27 protein-coding genes, 1 pseudogene and 1 riboswitch are annotated in these 24,680 nt (G+C 59.0%); of the genes and pseudogenes, 13 read left to right on the forward strand and 15 right to left on the reverse strand.

Going from position 1 to position 24,680, the window contains the following annotated elements; translation table 11 throughout:
* The first annotated feature begins 374 nt into the window (after positions 1–374).
* Positions 375–1,124: a DUF1062 domain-containing protein gene (locus RAC79_RS22630; protein ID WP_174039140.1), complete on the forward strand. Its 750-nt coding sequence runs from the start codon at positions 375–377 to the stop codon at positions 1,122–1,124.
* Positions 1,125–1,196: 72 nt separating this feature from the next.
* On the opposite strand, the pseudogene RAC79_RS22635 reads toward RAC79_RS22630, so the two are convergent.
* Positions 1,197–1,407, reverse strand: a pseudogene (locus tag RAC79_RS22635) (2,4-dihydroxyhept-2-ene-1,7-dioic acid aldolase); the annotation flags it as partial.
* Positions 1,408–1,435: 28 nt separating this feature from the next.
* The gene (locus RAC79_RS22640; protein ID WP_142845494.1) at positions 1,436–2,647 is read right to left on the reverse strand and encodes an MFS transporter; all 1,212 of its coding nucleotides are present in this window, start codon (positions 2,645–2,647) and stop codon (positions 1,436–1,438) included.
* A gap of 245 nt (positions 2,648–2,892) precedes the next feature.
* On the opposite strand from RAC79_RS22640, the gene RAC79_RS22645 reads away from it, so the two are divergent.
* Positions 2,893–3,549 (forward strand): peroxiredoxin, encoded by a 657-nt coding sequence (locus tag RAC79_RS22645; RefSeq protein ID WP_035217366.1) that lies wholly within the window; start codon positions 2,893–2,895, stop codon positions 3,547–3,549.
* A 53-nt stretch (positions 3,550–3,602) separates the two neighbouring features.
* Here the strand turns inward: RAC79_RS22645 and RAC79_RS22650 are convergent, their stop codons facing one another.
* Positions 3,603–4,055 carry a DUF5680 domain-containing protein gene (locus RAC79_RS22650; protein WP_174039139.1) on the reverse strand — a complete coding sequence of 151 codons (453 nt, stop codon included), beginning with the start codon at positions 4,053–4,055 and terminating at the stop codon, positions 3,603–3,605.
* A gap of 166 nt (positions 4,056–4,221) precedes the next feature.
* On the opposite strand from RAC79_RS22650, the gene RAC79_RS22655 reads away from it, so the two are divergent.
* Genes RAC79_RS22655 through fghA form a run of 3 tightly spaced genes read left to right on the forward strand, consistent with a single transcriptional unit; the run spans position 4,222 to position 6,224 of the window.
* Complete coding sequence (locus RAC79_RS22655) at positions 4,222–4,677, forward strand: YaiI/YqxD family protein (RefSeq protein WP_125145709.1); 456 nt, start codon at positions 4,222–4,224, stop codon at positions 4,675–4,677.
* 25 nt (positions 4,678–4,702) lie between these two features.
* Complete coding sequence (locus tag RAC79_RS22660; protein WP_174035979.1) at positions 4,703–5,362, forward strand: DUF1345 domain-containing protein; 660 nt, start codon at positions 4,703–4,705, stop codon at positions 5,360–5,362.
* A gap of 28 nt (positions 5,363–5,390) precedes the next feature.
* The gene (gene fghA / locus RAC79_RS22665; protein WP_078052960.1) at positions 5,391–6,224 is read left to right on the forward strand and encodes an S-formylglutathione hydrolase; all 834 of its coding nucleotides are present in this window, start codon (positions 5,391–5,393) and stop codon (positions 6,222–6,224) included.
* 60 nt (positions 6,225–6,284) lie between these two features.
* Here the strand turns inward: fghA and RAC79_RS22670 are convergent, their stop codons facing one another.
* The 6 genes from RAC79_RS22670 to crcB form a co-directional block, all read right to left on the reverse strand.
* Positions 6,285–6,674, reverse strand: coding sequence for a RidA family protein (locus tag RAC79_RS22670; protein WP_065655414.1), 390 nt, complete (start codon positions 6,672–6,674; stop codon positions 6,285–6,287).
* Between the two features lie 247 nt (positions 6,675–6,921).
* On the reverse strand, positions 6,922–7,410 hold the full coding sequence (locus tag RAC79_RS22675) for a hypothetical protein (RefSeq protein ID WP_065655413.1): 489 nt from the start codon (positions 7,408–7,410) through the stop codon (positions 6,922–6,924).
* Positions 7,411–7,470: 60 nt separating this feature from the next.
* Complete coding sequence (locus RAC79_RS22680; RefSeq protein ID WP_065655412.1) at positions 7,471–8,265, reverse strand: ATP12 family chaperone protein; 795 nt, start codon at positions 8,263–8,265, stop codon at positions 7,471–7,473.
* Positions 8,266–8,294: 29 nt separating this feature from the next.
* Positions 8,295–8,963: an HAD family hydrolase gene (locus RAC79_RS22685; RefSeq protein WP_174039137.1), complete on the reverse strand. Its 669-nt coding sequence runs from the start codon at positions 8,961–8,963 to the stop codon at positions 8,295–8,297.
* A gap of 6 nt (positions 8,964–8,969) precedes the next feature.
* On the reverse strand, positions 8,970–9,959 hold the full coding sequence (locus RAC79_RS22690; protein ID WP_035264040.1) for an RluA family pseudouridine synthase: 990 nt from the start codon (positions 9,957–9,959) through the stop codon (positions 8,970–8,972).
* Between the two features lie 66 nt (positions 9,960–10,025).
* Positions 10,026–10,403: a fluoride efflux transporter CrcB gene (gene crcB, locus RAC79_RS22695; RefSeq protein WP_065655410.1), complete on the reverse strand. Its 378-nt coding sequence runs from the start codon at positions 10,401–10,403 to the stop codon at positions 10,026–10,028.
* A gap of 203 nt (positions 10,404–10,606) precedes the next feature.
* Between crcB and RAC79_RS22700 the strand changes: the two genes are divergently transcribed.
* Complete coding sequence (locus RAC79_RS22700; RefSeq protein ID WP_065655458.1) at positions 10,607–10,909, forward strand: hypothetical protein; 303 nt, start codon at positions 10,607–10,609, stop codon at positions 10,907–10,909.
* Positions 10,910–11,147: 238 nt separating this feature from the next.
* Here the strand turns inward: RAC79_RS22700 and RAC79_RS22705 are convergent, their stop codons facing one another.
* Both RAC79_RS22705 and RAC79_RS22710 read right to left on the reverse strand, forming a co-directional pair.
* On the reverse strand, positions 11,148–12,119 hold the full coding sequence (locus RAC79_RS22705) for a copper chaperone PCu(A)C (protein ID WP_174044267.1): 972 nt from the start codon (positions 12,117–12,119) through the stop codon (positions 11,148–11,150).
* 88 nt (positions 12,120–12,207) lie between these two features.
* Positions 12,208–12,588, reverse strand: a complete 381-nt coding sequence (locus RAC79_RS22710) for a hypothetical protein (RefSeq protein WP_125145715.1) — start codon at positions 12,586–12,588, stop codon at positions 12,208–12,210.
* Between the two features lie 173 nt (positions 12,589–12,761).
* Between RAC79_RS22710 and RAC79_RS22715 the strand changes: the two genes are divergently transcribed.
* The 6 genes from RAC79_RS22715 to RAC79_RS22740 all read left to right on the forward strand — a co-directional run bounded on the left by RAC79_RS22715 (position 12,762) and on the right by RAC79_RS22740 (position 19,445).
* The gene (locus RAC79_RS22715; protein ID WP_065655407.1) at positions 12,762–12,947 is read left to right on the forward strand and encodes a DUF3008 family protein; all 186 of its coding nucleotides are present in this window, start codon (positions 12,762–12,764) and stop codon (positions 12,945–12,947) included.
* A gap of 124 nt (positions 12,948–13,071) precedes the next feature.
* Positions 13,072–13,159, forward strand: a riboswitch (glycine riboswitch).
* 154 nt (positions 13,160–13,313) lie between these two features.
* Entirely contained in the window at positions 13,314–14,453 is a 1,140-nt protein-coding gene (gcvT, locus tag RAC79_RS22720; RefSeq protein WP_065655406.1) for a glycine cleavage system aminomethyltransferase GcvT, read from the forward strand.
* Positions 14,454–14,481: 28 nt separating this feature from the next.
* Entirely contained in the window at positions 14,482–14,844 is a 363-nt protein-coding gene (gene gcvH, locus RAC79_RS22725) for a glycine cleavage system protein GcvH (protein ID WP_065655405.1), read from the forward strand.
* Positions 14,844–17,708 carry an aminomethyl-transferring glycine dehydrogenase gene (gene gcvP, locus RAC79_RS22730; protein ID WP_174035973.1) on the forward strand — a complete coding sequence of 955 codons (2,865 nt, stop codon included), beginning with the start codon at positions 14,844–14,846 and terminating at the stop codon, positions 17,706–17,708. The genes gcvH and gcvP overlap by 1 nt, the downstream gene beginning before the upstream one ends.
* Before the next feature lie 217 nt (positions 17,709–17,925).
* Complete coding sequence (locus RAC79_RS22735; RefSeq protein ID WP_065655403.1) at positions 17,926–18,483, forward strand: fasciclin domain-containing protein; 558 nt, start codon at positions 17,926–17,928, stop codon at positions 18,481–18,483.
* Positions 18,484–18,641: 158 nt separating this feature from the next.
* Entirely contained in the window at positions 18,642–19,445 is an 804-nt protein-coding gene (locus RAC79_RS22740; RefSeq protein WP_161987928.1) for an endonuclease/exonuclease/phosphatase family protein, read from the forward strand.
* Positions 19,446–19,484: 39 nt separating this feature from the next.
* Here the strand turns inward: RAC79_RS22740 and RAC79_RS22745 are convergent, their stop codons facing one another.
* The gene (locus RAC79_RS22745) at positions 19,485–19,988 is read right to left on the reverse strand and encodes a hypothetical protein (protein WP_080856330.1); all 504 of its coding nucleotides are present in this window, start codon (positions 19,986–19,988) and stop codon (positions 19,485–19,487) included.
* Positions 19,989–20,182: 194 nt separating this feature from the next.
* Here RAC79_RS22745 and RAC79_RS22750 point away from each other — a divergent pair, with 194 nt between their 5' ends.
* Complete coding sequence (locus tag RAC79_RS22750) at positions 20,183–21,469, forward strand: MFS transporter (protein WP_125145721.1); 1,287 nt, start codon at positions 20,183–20,185, stop codon at positions 21,467–21,469.
* A 58-nt stretch (positions 21,470–21,527) separates the two neighbouring features.
* Here RAC79_RS22750 and RAC79_RS22755 read toward each other — a convergent pair whose 3' ends face one another.
* From RAC79_RS22755 to RAC79_RS22765, 3 genes are all read right to left on the reverse strand, one after another.
* Positions 21,528–22,340, reverse strand: coding sequence for a ferredoxin--NADP reductase (locus tag RAC79_RS22755; protein ID WP_035264028.1), 813 nt, complete (start codon positions 22,338–22,340; stop codon positions 21,528–21,530).
* Positions 22,341–22,486: 146 nt separating this feature from the next.
* Positions 22,487–22,993 (reverse strand): DUF934 domain-containing protein, encoded by a 507-nt coding sequence (locus tag RAC79_RS22760; RefSeq protein WP_078052953.1) that lies wholly within the window; start codon positions 22,991–22,993, stop codon positions 22,487–22,489.
* A 10-nt stretch (positions 22,994–23,003) separates the two neighbouring features.
* The gene (locus RAC79_RS22765; protein WP_374997557.1) at positions 23,004–24,674 is read right to left on the reverse strand and encodes a nitrite/sulfite reductase; all 1,671 of its coding nucleotides are present in this window, start codon (positions 24,672–24,674) and stop codon (positions 23,004–23,006) included.
* Positions 24,675–24,680: the final 6 nt, after the last annotated feature.

The following is a 24,680-nucleotide window of genomic DNA, read 5'->3' on the forward strand; positions in this document are numbered from 1 at the left end:
TTGAAACCGTCGCCCCTTAAGGATGTTTGCCCCGCGTATAGTCACCGGTATCTTCCGTTTCCGACAGCCGCTAACAGGCGCAAAATCCGTCCGTCGACGTCGTTCGAACCGGGAAGAATGGGCGGGTCACCTGACGTTGCATAAAAGTCGCATAGTAACGGCTTTCGGCCTTTTCGCTGCACTTGATGACTCTGCTTCGGAACGATCGTTTGTTATTGTCGCCACCGAAGAGCATTGGCGCATCGAGGTAGACTTTGCCTAAGTAAATACCGGTCTCAATCCAGTTTCACCCGTATTGCGGATAGCCACAGGCTGTCTGCGTATGATCATGTTCATCGGGTGGTGGCAAGAGACCGGTCTGGCATTGTTACAATGTGCCCTGCGCAGCGCCGCTGTCTCAGCTCTTCACCACCCCAGAACACCGCCATGCCGTTCCCGTAAGGGTTTTCTCCTGCACCATCTTGGTGGACTTCCGAATGGAAGACCAAGAGACTATGTGCAATTTACTTCGGGTCCAATGGACCATTACGCCACGAACGGCGCCCCAGCCCTGGCTTGCATGCATCGGATGCGGTGGCCTAAGGGCATTTCAGGCAAGCGGCAAGATCCGGCTCAATGCCAATGGCCGCAAGCTGGATGCGTGGCTTATCTATAGATGCCTGATGTGCGACAAGAGCTGGAACAGGCCGATTTTCGAGCGGGAGAATGTCCGGGACATCAGCCCTGCCGTCCTCGAAGCGTTGCAGTCCAACGATCCGCAATGGATAAGGGCGGAGGCATTCAACCTCGAAGCCTTGAGACGTAAATCCCAGCGCGTCGACGAGTTTCCGGAATTCGATATCGCGAAACAGATACGGGATGACCCTCCCGACTGGGCCATGGCGGAGATCGATCTCATGGTTCCGTTTCAGGCCGGCATACGCCTTGACCGCCTGCTGGCATCTGAACTCAGGCTTTCGCGGTCGATGCTGCAGAAGCTTCAGGATGATGGTTCGCTTCGGGCGCAGTCCGAACGTTTCGATCTTTTGCGGCGGCGGGTTAAAAACGGCACCCGGATTGTGATCGCGCGCTGCGGCGGCTTCGATCCGGTGCATTTGTGGAAATCCGTCACGGCGGATTTCTAACGGCATGGCAAGGGCCTGAAGGTTCAGGCCCTCGCTTGCGGCATCGTTAAACCGAAGAACCCCTGCTCCGCCTCAGGCGAGCGCCTCCTTCACCGCAGCGAGACCGCGGCGCAGGAAAGGATCGGAATGGAGTAGAAGAATTGCACGCCACGCTTCCGCCAGTGCGGCATTTCTTCCAATGTCGCGAGCGTCCCCACGATTTTTCCGGCTGCGCGTATCTTGTCGACAGCAATGGCGACCTTCTGCATCACCACCTCCGGCGCGGCTCGCCGAATGGCGGCGCGGAACGTCGTCGTGTTTTCGGTAGAGGCTCAGGCGGCGGCGCTCTTTCGACGGGACACCCAGATCAACATCGTCAATGCGGTAAAAGACAGTGCGGCGCCTGCCAGGAAGGTGCCGAAGGAACCGTGGAGGTCCCACAGCAAGCCGGCGATGACATTGCCGACCAGTACCGCGAGACCCGTCATCAGATTGAAAACGCCGAAGGCCGTTCCCTTGAGATGTGGCGGCGCCGTTTCCGCAATCAGGGCTGCAAGCAGACCCTGCGACAGACCCATATGCAAGCCCCACAGAAGAATGCCGAACAGGAACAGCGGAATGGAATTGGCAAAAGCGAGCGTCAGATAAGAGGCCATCAGCACGGCCACGCTCGCCGCGATAATCCCTGAGCGGCCGATCCTGTCCGAGAGCCGGCCGACGGGATAGGCTGTCAGGCCATAGACGGCATGCATGATGACCATGGTGATCGGTATCCATGCCGGCCGGAAGCCTGCCTCTTCGGATTTCAGCAACAGGAACGCTTCGCTGAAACGGGCGAAGGTCAGGAGCGACGCCGCGATGATGACGATCCAGACCGCCCGATTGAGTTTCGCAAAATCGGCGAGCCGGAATGGCTTTTCGGCTTTCGGTCTTGCGGGCGCATCCGGTTCCGTCACACCGGCGATGAGAATGAACACCGCAAGGAAAGCGGGAATGACCGCGATCCAGAAAATGGCGAGTACATTTTCGCTGAGCGCGAACATCAGCCCGATGGCCGCCAGCGGCCCGAGGAAGCCGCCGACCGTATCGAGCGACTTTCTAAGCCCGAATGCGGCGCCACGAATTTCAGGCGGCGTCACATCGGCAATAAGGGCATCGCGCGGCGTTCCGCGAATGCCCTTTCCGACCCGGTCCACCGCCTTGGCGGCGACGATCCAGCCAAGCGAGGTGGCAAAGGGAAAAGCGAGTTTCGAGATTGCGCCGAGACCGTATCCAAGCACGGCGAGCATTTTCCGCCGCCTCGTCCAGTCCGCGATAATCCCGGAAAACAGCTTGGTCGTGGTGGCGATGGCAACCGACATTCCCTCGATGAAACCGACAGTGACCGCGGAAGCGCCGAGACCGGAAACGAGATAATAGGGCAGCAGCGTCTGCACCATTTCCGAAGAAATATCCATCAGAAGGCTAACGATGCCGAGCACCCAGACCGTCGCTGGAATGCGTGCCCGAACCGTCGCGGAAACAGGCGCAGAAGAAGTCGTCATGATGGCCCCCCGATCGTCTCTGGAATAATCATGTCCTCCTGAAACAATCAACCGGGCCGATATCGCGCAACCGCGACAAACAGGGGAAATCAGGGCCATCAAATCTCTGTGGGGCTGAAGCAAATACCGCCGAAGCCCGATGAAAGGGCTGGCCATTTCATGCAAAAACTCTAAGCTCCAGCGCCGGACACGGATTGCCGAGAACCATCAGTTTTCAGTTCAAATCATTAGGGAGAAAACATCAGATGAGCCTGCGTATCAACGATATAGCACCCGACTTCACCGCCGAGACCACCCATGGTCCGGTGAGCTTCCACGACTGGATCGGCGACGGCTGGGCGGTCCTGTTTTCGCATCCGAAGAACTTCACGCCGGTCTGCACGACGGAACTCGGCGCGATGGGCGGCCTGCAGCCGGAATTCGAAAAGCGTGGCGTCAAGATCATCGGTATTTCGGTCGATCCGGTCGAAAGCCATGAAAAATGGAAGAACGATATTCGCACCGCGACCGGTTTCAACGTCGATTATCCGCTGATCGGCGACAAGGACCTGAAGGTCGCCAAGCTTTACGACATGCTGCCGGCCGGGGCTGGCGACAGTTCCGAAGGCCGCACGCCTGCCGATAACGCCACCGTACGCTCCGTCTTCGTCATCGGTCCCGATAAGAAGATCAAGCTGGTCCTCACCTACCCCATGACCACCGGCCGCAACTTCGAGGAAATTCTTCGCGCGATCGATTCCATCCAGCTCACCTCCAAACATCAGGTGGCGACACCGGCCAACTGGAAGCAGGGTGAAGACGTCATCATCACCGCCGCCGTTTCCAACGAGGATGCGATTGCCCGTTTCGGCTCCTACGACACGGTTCTTCCCTATCTGCGCAAGACCAAGCAGCCCGGCTGATTTGAAGCCTGTGATGGGGCGGTGAACATCGTCGTCCCATCCCGCCGCATCTCTCATGGCTTTATGATCCCGCCATGATAGTCAAGCCGGTACGTCTCGACATGGCCCCGGTAAATGCGCTCGATCCCGGTGAAGGACCGGAATTCACCTTCATTCGTATCGACATAGACCAGATTTTCCACCGGGTTGGTGAAGCCGCCAAGGAACCGGCCCTGACGATAGAGCGTGGAAAGCGACCGCTGAATGACCATGCCAGCCGTGGGGCCGTCGATCATGTCGGGCCGAAGGATGCGACCGTAATAACTCATCGCCCACACCGCCGTTCCCTGATGCCAGACAACCTCCTGGCCGATGAAATCGGTTCCCCCGAAATAGCTGTCGATATAGTGCAAGTCGCCGCTCTGATAACCGAGATCGTGCGATCCCTTGCGGGTGGGCGTCGCGGATTTGCTGCCGCCGCCGACATAGGTGGCGGACTTCGCCTGCACGATGAACTCTTCCAGCATGGGAAACCTTTCGGGATAAGAACATAAAGTGAACATAGGCGATTTTCAGGGTGGTCGCAAGTGCCGCCCCTACCCGGCATCGACCCGCATTTCAGCAATGGCGGGCTTGGTAATCGCGGCGTTTGCGCTTAGAAGCGTGATAGGAATTATCTCAAAAAGAGTGCCCATGCCGCAAAACCCGCGAATCTACGTCGATGCCGATGCCTGCCCCGTGAAGCCGGAGATTCTCAAGGTGGCGGAGCGGCATGGGCTGGAAGTGACCTTCGTTGCCAATTCCGGTCTGCGCCCGTCGCGCGATCCCATGGTGAAAAACGTCATCGTATCGGCCGGTTTCGACGCGGCGGACGACTGGATCGCCGATCATGCGGCCGAAAACGACATTGTCATCACCGCCGATGTGCCGCTGGCTGGCCGCTGCGTCGCCAAGGGTGCGCTGGTGACCGGGCCGACGGGCCGCGTTTTTGACCAGTCGAATATCGGGATGGCGACGGCGATGCGCGATCTCGGCGCGCATCTGCGCGAAACCGGTGAAAGCAAGGGATATAATGCGGCTTTTTCACCGCGTGACCGCTCCGCCTTTCTGGAGACGCTTGACCGTTTCTGCCGCCGTGTCAAAAAATGACGGCGCCAACGGAAAGGTGCCGCCCATGACCCCGGCCAATATGAAAAGCAACAGCTATCGCCGCCATCAACCTTTCGTCGTTGCCTTTTTGGTCGGTGCCGTGAGCCTTGGCCTGGCGCTGGTTTTTGCGCCGCCGCTGGCGATCGAGATCGCGGCCGTTCTGTTCTTCCTGACCTATCTCACCCTGATTGCCTTTCGCCTGTCGGGCCTGACGGCGCAGCACCTTAAGGCCCATGCCGATAGCGACGATCTGCCTGCGGTCGCTATCATCGCCGTTACGCTGCTAGCCGTTGCCGTCGCGGTGGTATCGCTGTTTCAGGCTCTCAACCATGCGGGCGAGACTATCTGGACGCTGCTCATCGCCTTCGCGTCGGTTATCTTCGGCTGGCTGACCATCCACACCATGACCGCCCTGCATTACGCCCATCTTTACTGGCGGCCCGCCATGGTGGACGGCAAACGCCAGCATCGCGGCGGCATGGATTTTCCGGGCACGAAGGAACCCTGCGGTTACGACTTTCTTTATTTCGCCGTGGTGATCGGCATGACGGCGCAGACGTCGGATGTGGGGATAACCACGACCGCCATGCGCAAGGTCACGCTGCTGCACTCCATCGTTTCTTTCTTCTTCAATACGGTTCTTGTGGCGGCGGCGGTCAATGCAGCCGTTTCGCTTGCAGGCTGAACCGCAAAATTTCACAAGGAATGGCTTCATGAACATTATTTCGCAGAATACGGCCTTTGGCGGCATGCAGGGCGTATTTTCGCACACATCGGAAACCCTGAAATCTGAGATGAGCTTTGCGGTTTATGTGCCGCCGAAGGCGATCCATGAGCCCTGCCCTGTCCTGTGGTATCTTTCCGGCCTCACCTGCACCCATGCCAATGTCATGGAAAAGGGCGAATATCGCCGCATGGCCTCGGAACTCGGGCTGATCGTCGTCTGCCCGGATACCAGCCCGCGCGGCAATGACGTGCCAGATGAGCTGACCAACTGGCAGATGGGCAAGGGCGCCGGATTTTATCTCGATGCCACAGAAGAGCCCTGGTCCGAGCACTATCGGATGTACAGTTATGTGACGGAAGAACTGCCTGCTCTCATCGGCCAGCATTTCCGTGCGGATATGAGCCGCCAGGGCATTTTCGGCCATTCGATGGGCGGCCATGGCGCGATGACCATTGCGCTCAAGAACCCCGAGCGTTTCAAGAGCTGCTCCGCCTTTGCGCCGATCGTGGCTCCCTCTTCGGCCGACTGGTCCGAGCCGGCGCTGGAAAAATACCTCGGTGCGGATAAGGCCGCATGGCGTCAATACGACGCCTGTGCGCTGGTCGAGGACGGCGCGCGTTTTCCCGAGTTCCTGATCGATCAGGGCAAGGCCGATAGTTTTCTCGAAAAGGGCCTGCGCCCCTGGCTGTTCGAAGAAGCGATCAGGGGCACGGATATCGGCCTGACGCTGCGCATGCATGAGCGCTACGACCACTCCTATTATTTCATTTCCACCTTCATGGATGACCATTTGAAGTGGCATGCGGAGCGGCTGGGATAAGGATGGAGAAGCAGGCTGGCGGCGCCCTGTAAGCGCCGCCGCTGCCGATTTAACCTGACATTACGGGATGCGGGCAATGACCTTGATCTCGAAATCGAAGCCGGCAAGCCAGTTGACGCCGACGGCCGTCCAGTTCGGGTAAGGCTTTTGGCTGAAAATCTCCTGCTTGACGGCCATGATCGTTCCGAACTGGTTTTGTGGGTCCGTGTGGAACGTCGTCACATCCACAATATCATCGAAGGTGCAGCCCGCCGCTGCAAGCGTGGCCTTGAGGTTTTCAAAGGCCAGCCGGACCTGACGTTCAAAATCCGGTTCAGGCGTTCCATCGGCACGGCTGCCGACCTGGCCGGAAACGAAAAGAAGATCACCGGATCGGATAGCTGCGGAATAGCCATGCTCCTCGTAAAGCGCATGCCTGTTGGCGGGGAAAATTGCTTCGCGTGCGGTCACTATGCATCTCTCTCTTGGCTGAGTGGTCATGGATGCCGAGAAGCGTTGCTCTTTTTAAAAGAGGCTTCGGACGCCCATTTACATACGTTACGTATGTCAGATAGTTACATACGCGCCGCATGTCAATTACATATACGTGACGTATGTTAATTTAAGAGCACCGAAGATGCGCCTGATTGAAGCTTGAAATATTCGGAAACTGAAATGCGGACGAATAGACGTCGCGCCCTCGCCTTTTGTGTCCTGCTTACGGAAACAGAGCCGTCGCCAGCGTCGTCGGGCCGGGTCGGCTGAGCCTGAATTCGCGGATCACACGTTCGGCGACACCATAGGCAAGTTCCTGCTCTATCGACTGATTATCGAAGCTGACGACGGTGGCGGTGAATTTGGCCTCGGCGATCACCTCTCCCGTCGCGACGGCTGCGGCGCGGACGATGACCTTGGCCGACGCCCTTTCCCCGAACAGGAACGGGCCGCGTGTCACAGATGCGAGACGGATGGTCAGTACCACGCGCGGCCGTGTTTCGCCACGCGCCGTCGTCTTGATCGCATTCTGCACCTGCGCATGAATGGATTGCATCAGCGCCGGAGCGACATCCGGGCGTGCGGCGACGAATGCGCCGCGCACATCGTAAAGCAGCCGGTCAGTATGGGTCGCTTCCGGTTCCAGCCTGAAAGACATGAGCGTGAAACACGCCAGCACAAGAATGCCAAGGCGTTTCAACGAGGTGGTCATGATCAGCGGCTCCCCTAACGTGAGGTAACCGCATATTCGGCCATCAGGGTTAGAAAAGCGTTAAGATGCGCTCTTGAGCGACTCCAGAACATTGAGTGCCGCACGCATATCGACAAGCCTGACGGTGCGGCGCTCCAGCGCCTCCTCGTCCTCGCCCCATTGCTCGGCGGTCCAGTCCTCGTCCAGATGGGCGAGCGCCCAGGCTTCCTCCAGCGTCAGCTCCCCTTCCGCCAGGGCCAGCGCCAAAATGGCGGAGCCGGTCAGCGATGTCATGGTGTGGAGAGCGGCAAGCGCAATCGGTGTGTCGTATTTCTTCAGCGTTACCGCAAAAGCCGCGATGGCTTCGCGCGGCTGGTCCTGATGCATCACGCCTTCGACGAGAATGAAGCGCGCTCCGAGCACATGGGCCGCCCAGTCCAGAACCGGATCCCAATGGTCCGTCTGCCGCGCAACCAGCGCTTCCGGATCGCCGGCGCGATAGCAGAGGAGATCGGAAGAGGAAAAACGAAGTATGTCCTCAAAAACAGCCTGGGTATCATTGGCGACGCCATCAATGGCCGTGTTCACATGCCGAGAAACCGGCATTACCACCGGATTCACCACTTCTTTCTGGGCGTCCCATTCATCGCGAAGCAGTTCCGCCAGCGCACGCGTCGGGACGGTCAGCGGCTTCTTGGCAGGAGTGCGCAGCGGCTTGCCATCGAGAAGGATGGTAAAGCCGCCCTCCTCCGCCTCGCCGACGGTGACATCTTTATAGAACCGCTTCGGCAGAGGTTTCTGCATCTGGATCTGCGCGCGCAGGATCGGGTCGGGATGGCTCAGGCCCTCCGAAAGGTCGTTCAGGAGATCACGCATGGCACGTCCTCGTCAGTCGGATAGAAAGGTTATTCAAGAATATCGGCCGGAACATAGGCCGGAATTTCGCGCGGATGGCTGACGACCGCATCGGCGCCTGCCTTCCAGAGATCGTCGACCGAGGCATAACCCCAGGCGACGCCGATTGCTTTCGCGCCGGCGGCCTTGGCCATCTGCATGTCGTAGATCGCATCGCCGATAACGACAGTATCGGCCGGAACCATGCCGGTTTCATGGCAGCATTCCATCACCATGGCCGGATGCGGCTTTGAGGGGCAATCATCCGCCGTGCGCGAAACGATGAAGTGATCGGCAAGGCCGTGGGTCTGCAGAATATGGGTAAGACCGCGACGACCCTTGCCTGTCACCGCGCCGATCAGCACATCGTCGCGTTTCGAAAGCGTATCGATCAGCGTGGCGATACCGTCGAAAAGCGGCACGGTCATTTCCGGCCGCTCCCGCAGGGGATGATAGAGTTCCCTGTAACGTTCCGTCATCGCCTTCGCTTCATCATCCACATGTGCCCTGCCCAGCATGCGGGCGATGGCGATATCCAGCGTCAGACCGATGATCGCCTTGGTTTCGGAGATATCGGGGCGCGGTTTGCCGAAATCAGCGAAAGTATCGGACATGACGGCATGGATCAGGCCGGCGCTATCCACCAGCGTTCCGTCGCAATCGAAAAGAACCAGTTTCATGGGCTGTCAGTCTTCCCTATCGCCATCGGCCACGTCGAGACCGAGCAGGTTCCAGGTCTGGACCATATGCGGCGGCAAGGGTGCGCTGACCCGAAGCCGGCCGCCATTCGGATGCGGAATGTCGATATGGCGTGCGTGGAGATGCAGGCGCTTCTGGATGCCGCCCGGGAAATCCCAGTTCGGATCGTCGATATAATATTTCGGATCCCCGATGATCGGGTGGCCCATATGCAGGGCGTGCACGCGAAGCTGATGGGTGCGGCCGGTATAGGGTTCCATTTCCAGCCAGGCGAGGTTCTGCGCGGCGGTATCGATGACGCGGTAATAGGAAACGGCGTGATCGGCGCCCTCCTCGCCATGCTTGGCGATACGCATGCGATCGCCATCCATCGTCTGTTCCTTGACCAGCCAGGTGGAAATCTTGTCCTGATGCTTGCGCGGCACGCCCTTGACCAGGGCCCAATAGGTCTTCTTGGTATCGCGTTCGCGGAAGGCGGCCGTCAGCTTCTGCGCAGCACCGCGGGTGCGGGCAACCACCAGCACGCCCGACGTATCGCGGTCGAGGCGGTGCACCAGACGCGGCTTTTCGCCCTTCTGATTGGTCCAGGCTTCCAGCAGCCCGTCAATATGGCGAGTGACGCCGGAGCCGCCCTGCACGGCAATGCCGGCCGGCTTGTTGAAGACGAACACCTTGTCGTCCTCATGCAGGAGCATGCGCGCCAGAAGCTCGCCATCTTCGGAGTGTTTGAGGTCTTTCGATCCGATCGGGCCGCTCTTGACCTTGAGATCGGAATCGACCGGCGGTACGCGCACCATCTGTCCCGGCTGCACGCGTGCATCCGTCTTCACCCGGCCGCCATCCACACGCACCTGGCCGGAGCGCAGAAGCTTCTGCAACTGCCCGAAACCAAGTCCCGGATAATGAATCTTGAACCAGCGATCGAGGCGCATACCGGCCTCGTCGGCCCCGACCTTGATATGCTCGATACCTGCCATGAAATTTCCAGTCTTTCTGTCCTGATCGCGCGCCCTATTCGTCGGCGCGCCGTTTGGACCAAGCCTTTAGAACAAACTGCGGCCCAAGGCCAGCCCGGCGAAAACCGCCGTGATGGAAACAGCGAGGCTTGCAAGCACGTAAACCGCCGATAGCCCGAGCGCGCCGCGTTCGAACAGCGCGACCGCATCGAGCGAGAAGGACGAGAATGTGGTGAACCCGCCGAGCACGCCGGTGACGAGAAACAGGCGCATTTCCATCGAGGCGTTCAGCCGGCGCGCCACAAGCTCGACCAGCAGACCGATCAGGAAAGATCCGACCACATTGACGGCAAGGGTTCCCCAGGGAAAATTCGGTCCGGCCAACCGCATGCTCCAGACCCCGACCAGATAACGGAACACGGAACCGATTGCGCCGCCTGCAGCGACAAGGGCGATATTGATCATGGGGAATGTGTCTCCGGAAGAAATCGTCGGACCGGACGGTCCAGGACATTTTTAGACCATGGGAACCGCTGGCGAAACCCCTTTGCCCGGCGCTTTGGGCTGTTAAAATACGATTAAATTGCAGCTGTGCGATTTAGCCTTCCAACAATGGGCAACTGTTAATCTACGGTTTTTCAGGGTCGGCGAAGATGGCCGGAGGTTCGATGACACAGGTTCTTTCCGTTTCCGCGAATACAGCGGCCTATGCGCTGGAGGCCATGAAGCCGCCGCAACGCGTGCCGCGCAAGAGCGAGGTTGAAGAGGCCATTCACGAACTGGCGCGCAAGGCCGAAAACGGCGACGATTTCCAGCTCAGGGGCCTGATGACGACGATCAAGCCGCCGGCCCTCACCCTCTATTTCCTGATAGCAAGCAGCCAGCGTCAGGAGCCACAGGCGACACTCGAGCAGGCCGTGGAGGCCTACGAGGAAAACAGCTTCACATCGAAATCTGAAAGTAATTTATAGATCAAGTGGATATATAGATATTTTAATGTCGTTTCTTCAGTTTTTCGCCATATAGGCGGAGCCTTCGCATTCAGCCTGGTGTCAGACTGATCTTCTAGAGATTTGCGACCGAGTTCCGGAAAATCACGTGGGCAAATGCCATCCTGCTTTTCCGCCACGGCGCTGAAGAACAAACACGACAGATGAAAATTTGCGGCTACCGGACCTGTCACGCGTTCCGGTAGCCGCTTTTTATCGGTCAATTATGCTGGTGGTCGCCGCCGCCCTTGGCTGCGCCGGTGGATAGCACGACCGCCACCTTGCCGGCCTTTTTGAAGATCAGCGTTACCGGCACCTTGTCGCCTTCGACAAAGGGCTTCTTCACATCGAAGAACATCATATGCAGGCCGCCGGGCTTCAGCTCCACCGTCTGGCCGGCGGGAATGACGATGCCGTCATCAAGCTTGCGCATTTTCATCACGTCGTTGACCATGGCCATCTCGTGGATTTCTGCACGTCCGGCGGACGACGATTCAACGCCGATCAGCTTGTCGTCGCTATCGCCGGTATTCTTGATCGTCACGTATCCACCGCCCACGGGCTGGCCCGGCAGCATGGCCTTGGTCGTTCCCTCGGACACTTCGAGGCTGCCGGCCTTCACGACATCCATATCCATGGCGGAATGATCATGGCCGCCGGCATGTGCAGCCTTTGCGGCAACGCGAATGGTGGGAGCGGGACTTTTCAGGGAATGTGGATCGACGCCGGCCGCTGCCACTTCGTCCCAGGCAACCTTGCCTTTGTCGCCGCAGAGCTGCGTTACCTTGAATGGCAGGTCCTGCCCCGCCTCAATACCGGAGATTTTTCCCTGCACGGAGAAGGTGTCGTAGAATTCATCCGGCAGGTTGCCGCCTTTCCAGCGGATTTCGACCGGTCCGCTTTTAATCTCCCTGCCGTGGTTCTTGTAGGCCTTCTGGTAGTCTCCCTTGATGACCTCCAGTTCCCAGCCAGCCTTGGGCTGGGGCTTCGCGGCAATGAATCCTTCCGGCAGCTTGATCTGAACTTCGGTGGTGGCGAGCCCGCCTTCGCAGCCATGCGGAACCTGGAGGGCGGCAACGACGGTGCTTTCCTGTTCGGCCGAACCGTCAACGAATGTGGCATGGGCGAAAGCCTGCGCGGTCGAAACCGAGGCGACGAAAAGGCTGCAGGTGATGATCTTGGTGGTTTTCATTTGCTTGTCCCTGCGGCTGCTAATCCCTCTGGGTCCGCGCAGCCGCTCCGTGCCGCCAAAGGCGGCGATGATCCCGTAAAACGAAAAATCAGGCGGACAGGGATGGCGGGCCGCGCGCGGCGGGCTTCTGGATCGTCAGCACGGAGCGGAAGCTCCATTCCGCAGGCAGGCGATTGTCGAGCCAGGCAAACTCAGTCTTCAGCCAGCCAGCCGTATCGGGCATCGGCAGAAGAATGGACGAGGCGAGCAGGCAGGCTTCGCAAAACAGGATGGCGTCGCCGGAATGGGCGGGGCCTTCCCTGGTATGGGAAGCATTGACGCCGTTGCCATGGCCAAGGCAGATTTCCGCGAAGGTGCCGTCCGGCAGCCGGTAACTCTCATCCAGCGCAACGGCGGGTGCTGCGGCAAGCGCCGGCTTGTGGGCAAAACCGAGGGACAACATCAGGGTCGCGCAGAAAATGCGAAGCATTTTCTCCATCCCCATCAATCGTCGTGTTCGATTTGCATCCATGTTCTAGGCGATATCCCTGTTTCTCTCCGATTTCAAAGGGGAATTTTGCCGCAGGCCAGACCGTCGCAAGGGAACAATAGATGCCAGGCGGCATTTTCCTGCCACAACCATCGTTCCAAGGGAGGCCCGACATGCCAGCCAAATCGAAGGCCCAGCAGAAAGCGGCGGGCGCCGCACTGGCGGCCAAACGCGGAGAAACGAAGAAATCCAGTTTAAAAGGTGCTTCAAAAAGCATGGAGAAGTCCATGACAGAAAAGGAACTTGAGGATTTCGCATCGACCAAACGCAAGGGCCTGCCTGAGAAAAAATCCGACTGAAGAAAGCCGCCTAGGCCATTTGTCGCCGCGGATCGCTGCGCCGATGGCGCAGATGGAGCAAGAATCTGTTCAGATGCGTCATTTGGTCCTTGCCAATAACGGGTCTTCGAAGATAATGAGCGTCGCATCATCGTTGGGAGAAACCGCTTCAATGCGGTGCCGAAGGAGCAACCGCCCCGGAAACTCTCAGGCAAAAGGACCAGCGGTGACGACGGAACTCTGGAGAGAAGCCACCTTTCATAAGGACGGCTCGCCGAAGGGATAACAATCTCAGGCGACAAGGACAGAGGGGGCTCTTGAACCCGGTGCGTTTTTCGCGCCATGACCTGAGCCCGCGCGATATCTCGCGCAACCCTGGAGGCGTCCTTGGACGATACCGCCGCGCTGAAAACCACGCCGCTCCACTCCCTGCACATATCGCTTGGCGCCCGCATGGTGCCCTTTGCCGGTTACGACATGCCCGTGCAATATCCGGCCGGCGTTCTGAAGGAACATCTCCAGACCCGCACCTCCGCCGGCCTGTTCGACGTGTCCCATATGGGTCAGGTGATCCTGAAAGCGAAGTCCGGCAAGAATGAAGATGCCGCACGCGCGCTCGAAAAGCTGGTGCCGGTTGACATTCTCGGCCTCAAGGAAGGCCGCCAGCGCTACGGTTTCTTCACCGACGAAAACGGCTGCATTCTGGATGATCTGATGATCACCAATCGCGGCGATCATCTTTTTGTCGTCGTCAACGCCGCCTGTAAGGATGCCGATGTCGCCCATATGAAGGCGCATCTTTCCGATGCCTGCGAGATAACGCTTCTCGATGACCGGGCGCTTATCGCGCTTCAGGGCCCGCGCGCTGAGGCCGTTCTGGCTGAACTCTGGGCCGGCGTCTCGGAAATGAAATTCATGGATGTGCAGGAAGTGCCGCTGCATGACGTGCCGTGCATCGTCTCGCGCTCCGGTTATTCTGGTGAAGACGGCTTTGAAATTTCCGTACCGGCCGACAAGGCCGAAGAAATTGCCAAAGCCCTGCTCGAACATCCCGATTGCGATGCCATCGGGCTTGGTGCGCGCGACAGCCTGCGCCTCGAAGCCGGCCTTTGTCTCTACGGCAACGATATCGACACTACGACCTCCCCCATCGAAGCCTCGCTCGAATGGGCGATCCAGAAAGCGCGCCGCGCCGGTGGAGACCGCGAGGGCGGTTTTCCTGGCGCGGAGCGTATTCTCGGCGAACTGAAAGACGGCACATCGCGCCGCCGCGTCGGCCTGAAGCCGGAAGGCAAGGCGCCGGTGCGCGGCCATTCGAAGCTGTTTGCGGATGCCGAAGGCAAGACGGAAATCGGTGAAGTGACCTCGGGCGGTTTCGGTCCCTCGGTCGAAGGTCCCGTCGCCATGGGTTACCTGCCTGTTTCCCACGCTGCTCCCGGCACGGCGATCTTCGCGGAAGTGCGCGGCAAATATCTGCCCGTCACCGTCGCCGCCCTGCCCTTCATCAAGCCCACCTATAAACGATAATCTTCATCCCATCTCCGGAGAGAATACGATGCTGAAATTTACCGCAGAACACGAATGGCTGAAGTTCGAAGGCGATATCGCCACCGTTGGCATCACCAGCCACGCCGCTGAACAGCTTGGCGATCTCGTTTTCGTTGAATTGCCGGAAGTGGGCGCCACCTTCTCCAAGGATGGCGACGCGGCAACCGTTGAATCCGTCAAGGCGGCTTCCGATGTCTATTGTCCGCTGGATGGCGAAGTGGTCGAAATCAACCAGGCCATCGTCGATGATCCCTCGCTCGTCAATTCCGACCCGCAGGGCGCCGGCTGGTTCTTCAAGCTGAAACTCTCCAATCCGGCCGATGCCGAGACGCTGCTTGATGAAGCAGCCTACAAGGAACTGATCGCGTAATGACGACGCCCACCGAATTCCATTTCACCGACTATCAGCCCTATGATTTCGCCAACCGGCGTCACATCGGGCCGTCGCCGTCGGAAATGGCCGAGATGCTGAAGGTCGTTGGCTACAAGAGCCTCGACGCCCTGATCGACGCCACCGTTCCCTCCTCCATCCGCCAGAAAGTGCCGCTGACCTGGGGTGCGGCGCTGACCGAACGCGAGGCGCTGGATCGTCTTCGTGAGACGGCCAACAAGAACCAGGTTCTGACCTCGCTGATCGGCCAGGGTTATTACGGCACCATCACGCCGCCGGTCATCCAGCGCAATATTCTGGAAAACCCGGCCTGGTACACGGCCTATACGCCCTATCAGCCGGAAATCAGCCAGGGCCGCCTTGAGGCGCTGCTGAACTACCAGACCATGGTCTGCGATCTGACCGGTCTCGATGTTGCCAACGCATCGCTGCTCGATGAAGCGACGGCGGCTGCCGAAGCCATGGCGATGTGCCAGCGCGTTGCGAAATCCAAGGCGACCGCCTTCTTCGTTGACGCCAATTGCCATCCGCAGACCATTGCGCTGATCGAGACCCGCGCGGCCCCGCTCGGCTGGAAGGTGATTGTCGGCAACCCCTTTACTGATCTCGACCCGGTCGATGTGTTCGGTGCGATCTTCCAGTATCCGGGCACCCACGGCCATGTCAGCGATTTCTCCGGCCTGATTTCCCGCCTGCACCAGACGGGCGCGATTGCCGCCGTCGCCGCCGATCTTCTGGCGCTGACGCTTCTGAAGTCGCCCGGTGAAATGGGCGCTGACATCGCCATCGGCACCTCGCAGCGCTTCGGCGTTCCGGTTGGTTACGGCGGTCCGCACGCGGCTTACATGGCCGTCAAGGATGCTCATAAGCGCTCCATGCCCGGCCGTCTGGTCGGCGTTTCGGTCGATGCGCGCGGCAACCGCGCCTATCGCCTGTCGCTGCAGACACGCGAACAGCATATCCGCCGCGAAAAGGCCACGTCGAACATCTGCACGGCGCAGGTGCTGCTGGCCGTCATGGCCTCCATGTATGGCGTCTTCCATGGCCCGCAGGGCATTAAGGCGATCGCCCAGCAGACCCACCAGAAGGCCGTTCTGATGGCCAAGGGGCTGGAAAAGCTCGGCTACACCATCGAGCCGGAAACCTTCTTCGACACCATCACCGTTGAAGTCGGCCATATGCAGGGCGTCATCCTGCGCTCGGCCGTTGCGGAAGGCGTGAACCTTCGCAAGGTCGGTGCGACCAAGATCGGCATGAGCCTTGACGAGCGCACGCGCCCGGCAACGCTTGAGGCGGTCTGGCGCGCTTTCGGCGGCAATTTCTCGATCTCGGATTTCGAGCCGGAATATCGCCTGCCGAAGGACCTGCTGCGCACCAGCCCGTATATGACGCATCCGATCTTCCACATGAACCGCGCCGAAAGCGAGATGACTCGTTACATCCGCCGTCTCTCGGACCGCGATCTGGCGCTCGACCGCTCGATGATCCCGCTCGGTTCCTGCACCATGAAGCTGAACGCAACAGCGGAAATGTTGCCGATCACCTGGCCGGAATTTTCCGACATCCATCCCTTCGCGCCGGCCAATCAGGCGCTCGGCTACAAGGAGATGATCGACGATCTCTCCGAAAAGCTGTGCTCGGTCACCGGTTACGACGCCTTCTCCATGCAGCCGAATTCCGGCGCGCAGGGGGAATATGCCGGGCTTCTGACCATCCGCAACTATCACCTCGCCAATGGCGGCACACACCGTGACGTGTGCCTCATTCCGACGTCGGCGCATGGCACCAATCCTGCCTCTGCGCAGATGGTCGGCATGAAAGTGGTGCCGGTCAAAGTGCGGGATAATGGTGACATCGATATCGACGATTTCCGTGCAAAAGCAGAGCAGTATGCGGAAAACCTCTCGTGCTGCATGATCACGTACCCGTCCACCCACGGCGTGTTCGAGGAGACGGTTCGCGAGATTTGCGAAATCACCCATAAGCATGGTGGACAGGTGTATCTGGACGGCGCCAACATGAACGCCATGGTCGGTCTCGCCCGCCCCGGCGATATCGGTTCGGACGTTTCGCATCTCAACCTGCACAAGACCTTCTGCATTCCGCATGGCGGCGGTGGCCCCGGCATGGGACCGATCGGTGTCAAGGCGCATCTTGCTCCCTATCTGCCCGGCCATCCGGCGACGGACGGTCGTGAGGGTGCGGTGTCTGCTGCCCCGTTCGGCTCGCCGTCGATCCTGCCGATTTCGTGGAGCTATTGCCTGATGATGGGCGGCGAAGGGCTGACGCAGGCGACCAAGGTGGCGATCCTCAACGCCAACTATATCGCCGAGCGGCTGAAGGGTGCGTACGACGTGCTCTACAAGTCCGAAACCGGCCGCGTGGCGCATGAGTGCATTATAGATACCCGCCCGCTGGCAGATAGCTGCGGCGTGACGGTGGACGATGTCGCAAAGCGCCTCATCGACTGCGGTTTCCACGCGCCGACCATGAGCTGGCCGGTTGCCGGCACGCTGATGATCGAGCCGACGGAATCCGAAACCAAGGCGGAAATCGACCGTTTCTGCGATGCCATGCTGGCGATCCGCGAGGAAGCCCGCGACATCGAGGAAGGCCGTGCGGACAAGACCAACAACCCGCTGAAGAACGCACCGCACACGGTGGAAGACCTCGTTGGTGAATGGGATCGTCCCTATAGCCGCGAAAAGGGCTGCTTCCCGCCCGGCGCGTTCCGCATCGACAAATACTGGTCGCCGGTCAACCGCATCGACAATGTCTATGGCGACCGCAACCTCATCTGCACCTGCCCGCCGATGGAGGCTTATGCCGAAGCGGCTGAGTAAACTTCGTTTCGCTCAAGACAAAAGCCCGGATCGCTCCGGGCTTTTTTATGTCGACACATAGATAATCATTCTTGAAATCAATTATTTATCATTTTTCCTGGCTCGCCTCGAAACTTCGAGGAGCCGGCTTCCGTCTCTTGTGTCGCTACGGATCACCGATAGCGGCCACCGAAAGAAGTGCCTTTCGGGGTTTGGAAGTCACCAAGGAGGAATAACGATGTACAACGTTTCTGTTCGCGTCCTGACGCTGGCCGCAGCTCTTTCCATCGGCATGGTTTCCGCTTATGCCGCGAACCCCAAAGTTGGCGGCGCCGCAATGTTCGAGGACAAGAACATCGTTGAAAATGCGATGAACTCGAAAGACCATACAACGCTTGTCGCAGCGGTCAAGGCTGCCGGGCTTGTCGAAACACTTCAGGGAAAGGGCCCGTTCACGGTGTTTGCACCAACCAATGAGGCTTTTGCGGCCCTTCCGAAGGGTGCGGTCGATGATCTTCTGAAGCCCGAGAACAAGGAGAAGCTGGTCAAGGTGCTGACCTGCCATGTGGTTGCCGCCAATGCACTGTCACCCGCCATCGAAAAAATGATCAAGGACGACAAAGGTGAGCATGACGTTAAGACCGTCGGCGGCTGCGTTCTCAAGGCCAAGGAAAGCATGGGCAAAATCACGTTGACGGACGAGAATGGTACGGTTGCCCACGTCACCATCGCCGACGTCAAACAATCCAATGGCGTCATTCATGTCATCGACAAGGTGTTGCTGCCGAAGATGTAATATAACGAGACGGCAGGCGACTGGTACATGTAGAGGCCCGGAGCGATCCGGGCCTTTTCCGTTACAGCAGCAACGTTTCTCGGCCCCGCCGCACACGATTGCTCGCCACACATTCCATGCTAGAACGGATGCCACAATCAAGCGGCGATGGAGTGGGAATGCGTGTGATTTGCCTGAATGGTTGGGGCGGAAAGCTTCATGACGAGATTGTTCCCTATATCTCCTCATCAGATCCCGATATTCTTTGCCTGCAGGAGGTGGTGCACACGCCGACTGCCTTTGAGGACTGGCTGAGCTACCGCGATCACGGCATCGACCTGCCGCAAAGGGCGAACTTCTTCCACGAAATCGCCGAGGCCTTGCCGGATCACCTCGCGATCTTCTGTCCGGCGGCGCAGGGTGATCTCTGGCACAGCGAGATTAGATATCCTTCCCAATGGGGGCTGGCGACATTTGTGCGCAAATCCATCGCCATCGTTGCGCAGGCGCAAGGGTTCGTGCACGGGACTTTTTCCGCAGACGGATATGGAGATCATCCACGGTCGCGCACGGGCCACGCCGTCAGGGTTTTCGACTTCACCACCGGTCAGCCGGCCGTCATCGCCCATATGCACGGATTGCGCGACCTCAGCGGCAAACACGATATCCCCGCCCGTCTAGCGCAGGCGAAACGCCTCGTACAACTTGTCAAAAACATTGCTGAGGATGGCGACCGGATCATCGTCTGCGGTGATTTTAATGTCCTGCCTGACAGCGAGACCTTCACTGTGCTGAAGGAACTGGATCTCACCGAACTCGTCACGACACGCGGCTTTACTGACACCCGGACCTCACATTATGCCAAAGCGAACCGTTATGCGGATTACATGCTGGTCAATCCAGCCGTGCAGATCGATCGTTTCGATGTGGTGAGGCAGCCGGAAGTTTCGGACCATTGCCCCCTGCTGCTCGAATTCCACTAGAAACCCGAGCCGCCCATCCGTCATTGTCTCACCGCTGACTTAGCGAACGAGCCGGATATCGCTCGTCACCACCGTCTTGCCGGTCCTGCCGTCCTTATCGGTGGTGCGCAGCCGCAGACCGTTGGCTCCAATCTTTTCAATGGTCATGGCAGCAATGCGATCGCCGTTGATATCCCGGTTCCATCGCACTGTCAGATTTATGGCGTTTCCCTGTCTTGTGCCGGAAAGTGCGGATGGGCGGCCGGAAGGCCCAGTATAGGCGCCACTGTAGCGTCCGCCTTTCTCCGACAGATCGGCAGCGATTGCCCGCCTTACCACGAGAAGGCCGCGGCAAGTGCCGGACATGTTGAGCGACGATGCCCCCGCATTGGAGTTCAGTGTGCAACTCACATTGATCGGCGGCGTGCCTATCCGGGTAATCACGGTTCCCTTGCCTGCCCATGTGCCTTTCAGCGATGAGAGAAATGCGCGTTCGTCCGCATGTGCGGGCTGCGTGCCGAGCAATGCGGCCGAAAATAAAACTGCAAAAACCTTGATCTTCATGGCGCGTATCCGTTTTTCCACGAAGACTAACTCACCAGTACCGTTAAACGTTCCTCCAGCCGACTTTGCAGCGACCAAAAACATCTAGGATTTATCGTCATGTCGTGCCAATGCAACCAAATGCGGGCACAGATGTTTTTCGCCAGCCTCAATTAATTCCCATTCCCTCTTGCATATTTTTCGGAGCATATTTCATGACGACAATCGGCGTTTCGGCACCACCCGGCGGACTTCCTTCCGGTGGCTTGCCGCGTAGCGGTGGTATCTCAGACCGCACGCTTTTTGCCCTTGCAGCGCTGAATTTTTTCCTTGCCGATGCCCGTGACGGCCTCGGGCCGTTTCTGGATGCATTTCTGGCGACACAGGGTTGGTCTTCGCTTTCGTTGGGCATGATCGCCACGGTCGGTGGCCTCGTCGGTCTGCTTGCCACGCCGCTTTGCGGCGCGCTGGTGGATGGGACGACGTGGAAACGAACGCTGATTGCTATCCCCGTTGTTCTCGTGACCGTCGGGGCGTTGATCACGCTGATCTTTCCGGATGTTTGGATCGTCTGGACCGGCCAGATCATGACGGCGGTGGTTGGCGCAGTGGTCGGTCCCGCGCTTGCCGGCCTCACACTCGGCCTTGTCGGCGAGCGACTGTTTTCCCACCAGATTTCGCGCAATGAGTTCTGGAACCACGGTGGTAATTTTGCGTCGCTTTTCGCGACTTATGTGGTCGTAACGTTCTTCGGCATGAACGGGATCATCGGTCTCATGCTGCTGACCGCTGCCGGCGCCCTGCTCGCTACGGCGGCCATTGATCCCGATAGGATTGACCACAAGGTTGCGCGTGGCCTTGCCGAAGACAAGGGAGAGCCGGGACCGTCCGGCATCAGGGTGCTGCTGCACGAACGCGGGCTGATCTTTCTCGCCATCATTCTGCTTGTTTTCCACTTCGGCAACGCGCCGATGGGCCGGTTGATCGCGCAGGATTTCGCCATCGAACTGCAGACGCCCTTCCGCACCACCGCCATCATTACCGGCGTCGCGCAATTCGCGATGATCTTCGTCGCCGCAATGGCCCCATGGCTGATACGCCGTTTCGGTCTCTCGACCGTTTTCATCATCGCGCTGATCGCGTTGCCGATACGCGGTCTCCTCGCCTCGGCCTTTTCGGATTTCTGGGTGATCTTCCCGGTGCAGTTTCTCGATGGCGTTGGCGCGGGCCTGCTCGGCATCGTCACCCCGGTTGCTGTGGAGAGGATTTTGAAAGGCACCGGTCGTTTTAATGTCGGCCTTGCCAGCGTCATGATGGTTCAGGGTATCGGCGCATCGTTCAGCAATGTCGTCGCAGGCTGGCTGGTGACGAAGGGCGGTTATTCGCTGTCGCATCTCGTCGGCGGCGGCATTGCCGCTATCGCCATCGGGCTTTTTCTTCTCTATCGCAACGAAATAGCCCCGAAACAGGATGACGACGCCGCCTCTCAACACCGGCACTGAAGGCGCAAACAAAAAGGAGGCCTGACGGCCTCCTGAAATCTCGTAGCTTTTTATGGGATCAACCGACGAAAGCGCGCTCGATCACGAATTCGGCGGGCTTGTTGTTGGCGCCTTCGTTCAGGCCGGCTTTTTCCAGAAGCTCCTTGGTGTCCTTCAGCATTGCCGAGGAGCCGCAGATCATGCCGCGATCGATTTCGGGATCGAGCGCCGGGACGCCGAGATCCGCAAACAGCTTGCCGTTCTCGATCAGCGTGGTGATGCGGCCCTTGAAGGGGTAATCTTCGCGGGTGACGGTCGCATAGTGCTTCAGCTTGTCGCCGACGATCTCGTTCAGGAATTCGTGGTTACGGATTTCCTCGACCAGATCGAAGCCGTATTTCAGCTCGGCCACGTCGCGGCAGGTATGGGTGAGGATGACTTCCTCGAACTTCTCATAGGTCTCCGGGTCACGGATCAGGCTCGCGAAAGGCGCGATGCCGGTGCCGGTGGAGAACATGTAAAGCCGTCTGCCGGGCGTCAGCGCATCCAGAACCAGCGTGCCTGTCGGCTTCTTGCGCATCAGAACGGTATCGCCGGGCTTGATTGCCTGGAGATGCGACGTCAGCGGACCGTTCGGAACCTTGATCGAGAAGAATTCCAGTTCCTCGTCCCAGGCAGGGCTGGCGATGGAATAGGCGCGATAGATCGGCTTGTCGCCGACCATCAGGCCGATCATGGCGAATTCGCCGGAACGGAAACGGAAGCCGGCCGGGCGCGTCATACGGAAACGGAACAGGTGGTCGGTATAGTGTTCCACCGATAAAACCGTCTCGGCGTAAACACCGTCAGGTATCTTGATCGCGAAATCTTCCGTCTTGGCTGGCGCGTTCATTTCAGGTTCCGTCCATTCTTATTCGATGCGACATTCTCCGACCGGGCAATTATACCATTTTTGCTCCGGTTTGAAGGCATGAGAATGTCAATACTGCCATGTGCGTAGGAAATATGTATCAAAAACTCATATTTCCACGCAACGTGTCATAGAGACGCACGACGACGCCAGCTATAGGCCTCACCGCCGCTCGCCGGCTTGGCTGTCGGCTGGTAATAAACCGGAATTTCCGGCAGGCGATTTTCGGACAGGCGGCGGATGGCCGTGCCGTTCGTCACCGCAAAGCTGGTGAAGCCGGTGCGAAGCATCAGCGGCACCTGATCGATCAGGACGTCGCCAACCGCCCTCACCTCGCCCGCAAAACCGAGACGACTGCGCAGCAGCGAAGCGTGGCTGAACCCGCGTCCGTCATTGAAGGCCGGGAAGCTTATGGCGACAAGGTCGATACGGTCGAGATAGGGTCCGAGCCGCGTCACATCGTCGGCGGGCGTGATCAGAACGCCGAGGCCGATATCGTTGCTTTCGGCGGCACGAACCAGAAAATCGGCGAGCGGCAGCACGGGCTTCTGCTCCGCCGTCGCTTTCACTTCTTCCGTTTCGATCAGCCAGGGATCGTTTTCCACGAAGCCGTCGCGGTTCCAGATTTTCGTCATGGCATTCTCCTCAGGCGGCTTCTGCAGCGGAACCGTAGAGCGCATCCTTGAACGGTTGCGGTCCAACGCGGCGATAGGCTTCGAGGAAAATTTCTTCCTTCGAAAGGCGAAGCCCGAGATAGGTGTCGACGATGGTTTCGATGGCGTCGGTGACTTTTTCCGGCTCGAAGCCACGGCCGATGATTTCACCGATCGAGGTGTTCTCATCGCCCGATCCGCCAAGCGTGATCTGGTAAAGTTCCGCGCCCTTCTTTTCCACACCCAGCAGGCCGATATGGCCGACATGGTGGTGGCCGCAGGCATTGATGCAGCCGGAAATCTTGATCTTCAGCTCACCGATTTCCGCCTGACGCTCCGGCGAACCGAAGCGGGTGGAAATTTCCTGCGCCACCGGAATGGAGCGCGCATTGGCGAGCGCGCAATAGTCCAGCCCGGGACAGGCAATGATATCGGTGATCAGCCCGGCATTGGCGGTCGCGAGGCCCGCACCCACCAGTGCGCGATAAACCGGCTCGAGATCGGCCAGCGCCACATGCGGCAGGATGATGTTCTGCTCATGGCTGATACGGATTTCATCGAAAGCATATTCCGCGGCGATATCGGCGACGAGTTCCATCTGCTCATCGGTCGCATCGCCCGGAATGCCGCCGATCGGCTTCAGCGAGATCGTCACCATGCCGTAATCGGGATGCTTGTGCGGCGCGACGTTCTGCTCGACAAAACGGGCAAAACCTTCATCGGCCCGCTTCCAGCGCGCCAGGCTTTCCCAGCCTTCCGACCGATCCTTCAGCGCCGGCGGCGCGAAATAAGCGGTGATTGCCGCAATATCGGCATCCGGAAGCTTCAACTCGGTGTTCTTGAGTTCAGCGAATTCGACCTCGACCTGGCGGGCCAGTTCTTCCGCACCGGTCTCGTGCACGAGGATCTTGATGCGCGCCTTGTATTTATTGTCGCGGCGGCCGTGCAGGTTATAAACGCGCATGATTGCCGTCGTGTAGGAAAGCAAGTCCTCTTCCGGCAGGAAGTCGCGGATTTTCTTGGCGATCATCGGCGTGCGGCCCTGCCCGCCGCCGACATAGACGGCGAAACCGATCTCACCCTTATCGTTCTTTTTCAGATGCAGGCCGATATCGTGCACCTGAATGGCGGCACGGTCGCGCTCGGCGCCGGTGACGGCGATCTTGAACTTGCGCGGCAGGAAGGAGAATTCCGGGTGAACGGAAGACCACTGGCGCAGGATTTCCGCATAGGGACGCGGATCGGCGACCTCATCGGCGGCCGCGCCGGCGAAATGATCGGCGGTGACGTTGCGAATGCAGTTGCCGGACGTCTGAAGCGCGTGCATTTCCACGCTCGCCAGTTCGGACAGGATATCCGGCGTATCGGAAAGGCGCGGCCAGTTGTACTGGATGTTCTGACGGGTGGTGAAGTGGCCATAACCCCGGTCATATTTGCGGGCAATATGAGCCAGCATCCGCATCTGCTTCGAATTCAGCGTGCCGTAAGGAATGGCGACGCGCAGCATATAGGCATGCAGCTGAAGATAGACGCCGTTCATCAGGCGCAGCGGCTTGAACGCATCCTCGGCCAGTTCGCCGGAAAGGCGGCGCTCGACCTGATCGCGAAACTGCGCCACGCGGCCTTCAACAAATGCGTGATCGAACTCGTCGTAACGGTACATATTATT

It is taken from the genome of Agrobacterium sp. LR_9 (genome assembly GCF_041954855.1).
Taxonomy (GTDB): Bacteria; Pseudomonadota; Alphaproteobacteria; order Rhizobiales; family Rhizobiaceae; genus Agrobacterium; species Agrobacterium leguminum.

Bases quoted from the DNA above. Each gene is read 5' to 3' on its own strand.
- RAC79_RS22690 (WP_035264040.1), bottom strand. From the start codon at position 9,959: ATGGCAGGTATCGAGCATATCAAGGTCGGGGCCGACGAGGCCGGTATG.
- gcvH (WP_065655405.1), top strand. From the start codon at position 14,482: ATGCTGAAATTTACCGCAGAACACGAATGGCTGAAGTTCGAAGGCGAT.
- RAC79_RS22755 (WP_035264028.1), bottom strand. From the start codon at position 22,340: ATGAACGCGCCAGCCAAGACGGAAGATTTCGCGATCAAGATACCTGAC.
- RAC79_RS22705 (WP_174044267.1), bottom strand. From the start codon at position 12,119: ATGAAAACCACCAAGATCATCACCTGCAGCCTTTTCGTCGCCTCGGTT.
- RAC79_RS22745 (WP_080856330.1), bottom strand. From the start codon at position 19,988: ATGAAGATCAAGGTTTTTGCAGTTTTATTTTCGGCCGCATTGCTCGGC.
- RAC79_RS22710 (WP_125145715.1), bottom strand. From the start codon at position 12,588: ATGCTTCGCATTTTCTGCGCGACCCTGATGTTGTCCCTCGGTTTTGCC.
- RAC79_RS22735 (WP_065655403.1), top strand. From the start codon at position 17,926: ATGTACAACGTTTCTGTTCGCGTCCTGACGCTGGCCGCAGCTCTTTCC.
- RAC79_RS22700 (WP_065655458.1), top strand. From the start codon at position 10,607: ATGACACAGGTTCTTTCCGTTTCCGCGAATACAGCGGCCTATGCGCTG.
- RAC79_RS22680 (WP_065655412.1), bottom strand. From the start codon at position 8,265: ATGCGTGATCTCCTGAACGACCTTTCGGAGGGCCTGAGCCATCCCGAC.
- RAC79_RS22715 (WP_065655407.1), top strand. From the start codon at position 12,762: ATGCCAGCCAAATCGAAGGCCCAGCAGAAAGCGGCGGGCGCCGCACTG.
- RAC79_RS22740 (WP_161987928.1), top strand. From the start codon at position 18,642: ATGCGTGTGATTTGCCTGAATGGTTGGGGCGGAAAGCTTCATGACGAG.
- RAC79_RS22660 (WP_174035979.1), top strand. From the start codon at position 4,703: ATGACCCCGGCCAATATGAAAAGCAACAGCTATCGCCGCCATCAACCT.
- RAC79_RS22650 (WP_174039139.1), bottom strand. From the start codon at position 4,055: ATGCTGGAAGAGTTCATCGTGCAGGCGAAGTCCGCCACCTATGTCGGC.
- RAC79_RS22765 (WP_374997557.1), bottom strand. From the start codon at position 24,674: ATGTACCGTTACGACGAGTTCGATCACGCATTTGTTGAAGGCCGCGTG.
- RAC79_RS22675 (WP_065655413.1), bottom strand. From the start codon at position 7,410: ATGACCACCTCGTTGAAACGCCTTGGCATTCTTGTGCTGGCGTGTTTC.
- fghA (WP_078052960.1), top strand. From the start codon at position 5,391: ATGAACATTATTTCGCAGAATACGGCCTTTGGCGGCATGCAGGGCGTA.
- gcvP (WP_174035973.1), top strand. From the start codon at position 14,844: ATGACGACGCCCACCGAATTCCATTTCACCGACTATCAGCCCTATGAT.
- RAC79_RS22760 (WP_078052953.1), bottom strand. From the start codon at position 22,993: ATGACGAAAATCTGGAACCGCGACGGCTTCGTGGAAAACGATCCCTGG.
- RAC79_RS22655 (WP_125145709.1), top strand. From the start codon at position 4,222: ATGCCGCAAAACCCGCGAATCTACGTCGATGCCGATGCCTGCCCCGTG.
- RAC79_RS22750 (WP_125145721.1), top strand. From the start codon at position 20,183: ATGACGACAATCGGCGTTTCGGCACCACCCGGCGGACTTCCTTCCGGT.
- RAC79_RS22685 (WP_174039137.1), bottom strand. From the start codon at position 8,963: ATGAAACTGGTTCTTTTCGATTGCGACGGAACGCTGGTGGATAGCGCC.
- RAC79_RS22640 (WP_142845494.1), bottom strand. From the start codon at position 2,647: ATGACGACTTCTTCTGCGCCTGTTTCCGCGACGGTTCGGGCACGCATT.
- crcB (WP_065655410.1), bottom strand. From the start codon at position 10,403: ATGATCAATATCGCCCTTGTCGCTGCAGGCGGCGCAATCGGTTCCGTG.
- RAC79_RS22645 (WP_035217366.1), top strand. From the start codon at position 2,893: ATGAGCCTGCGTATCAACGATATAGCACCCGACTTCACCGCCGAGACC.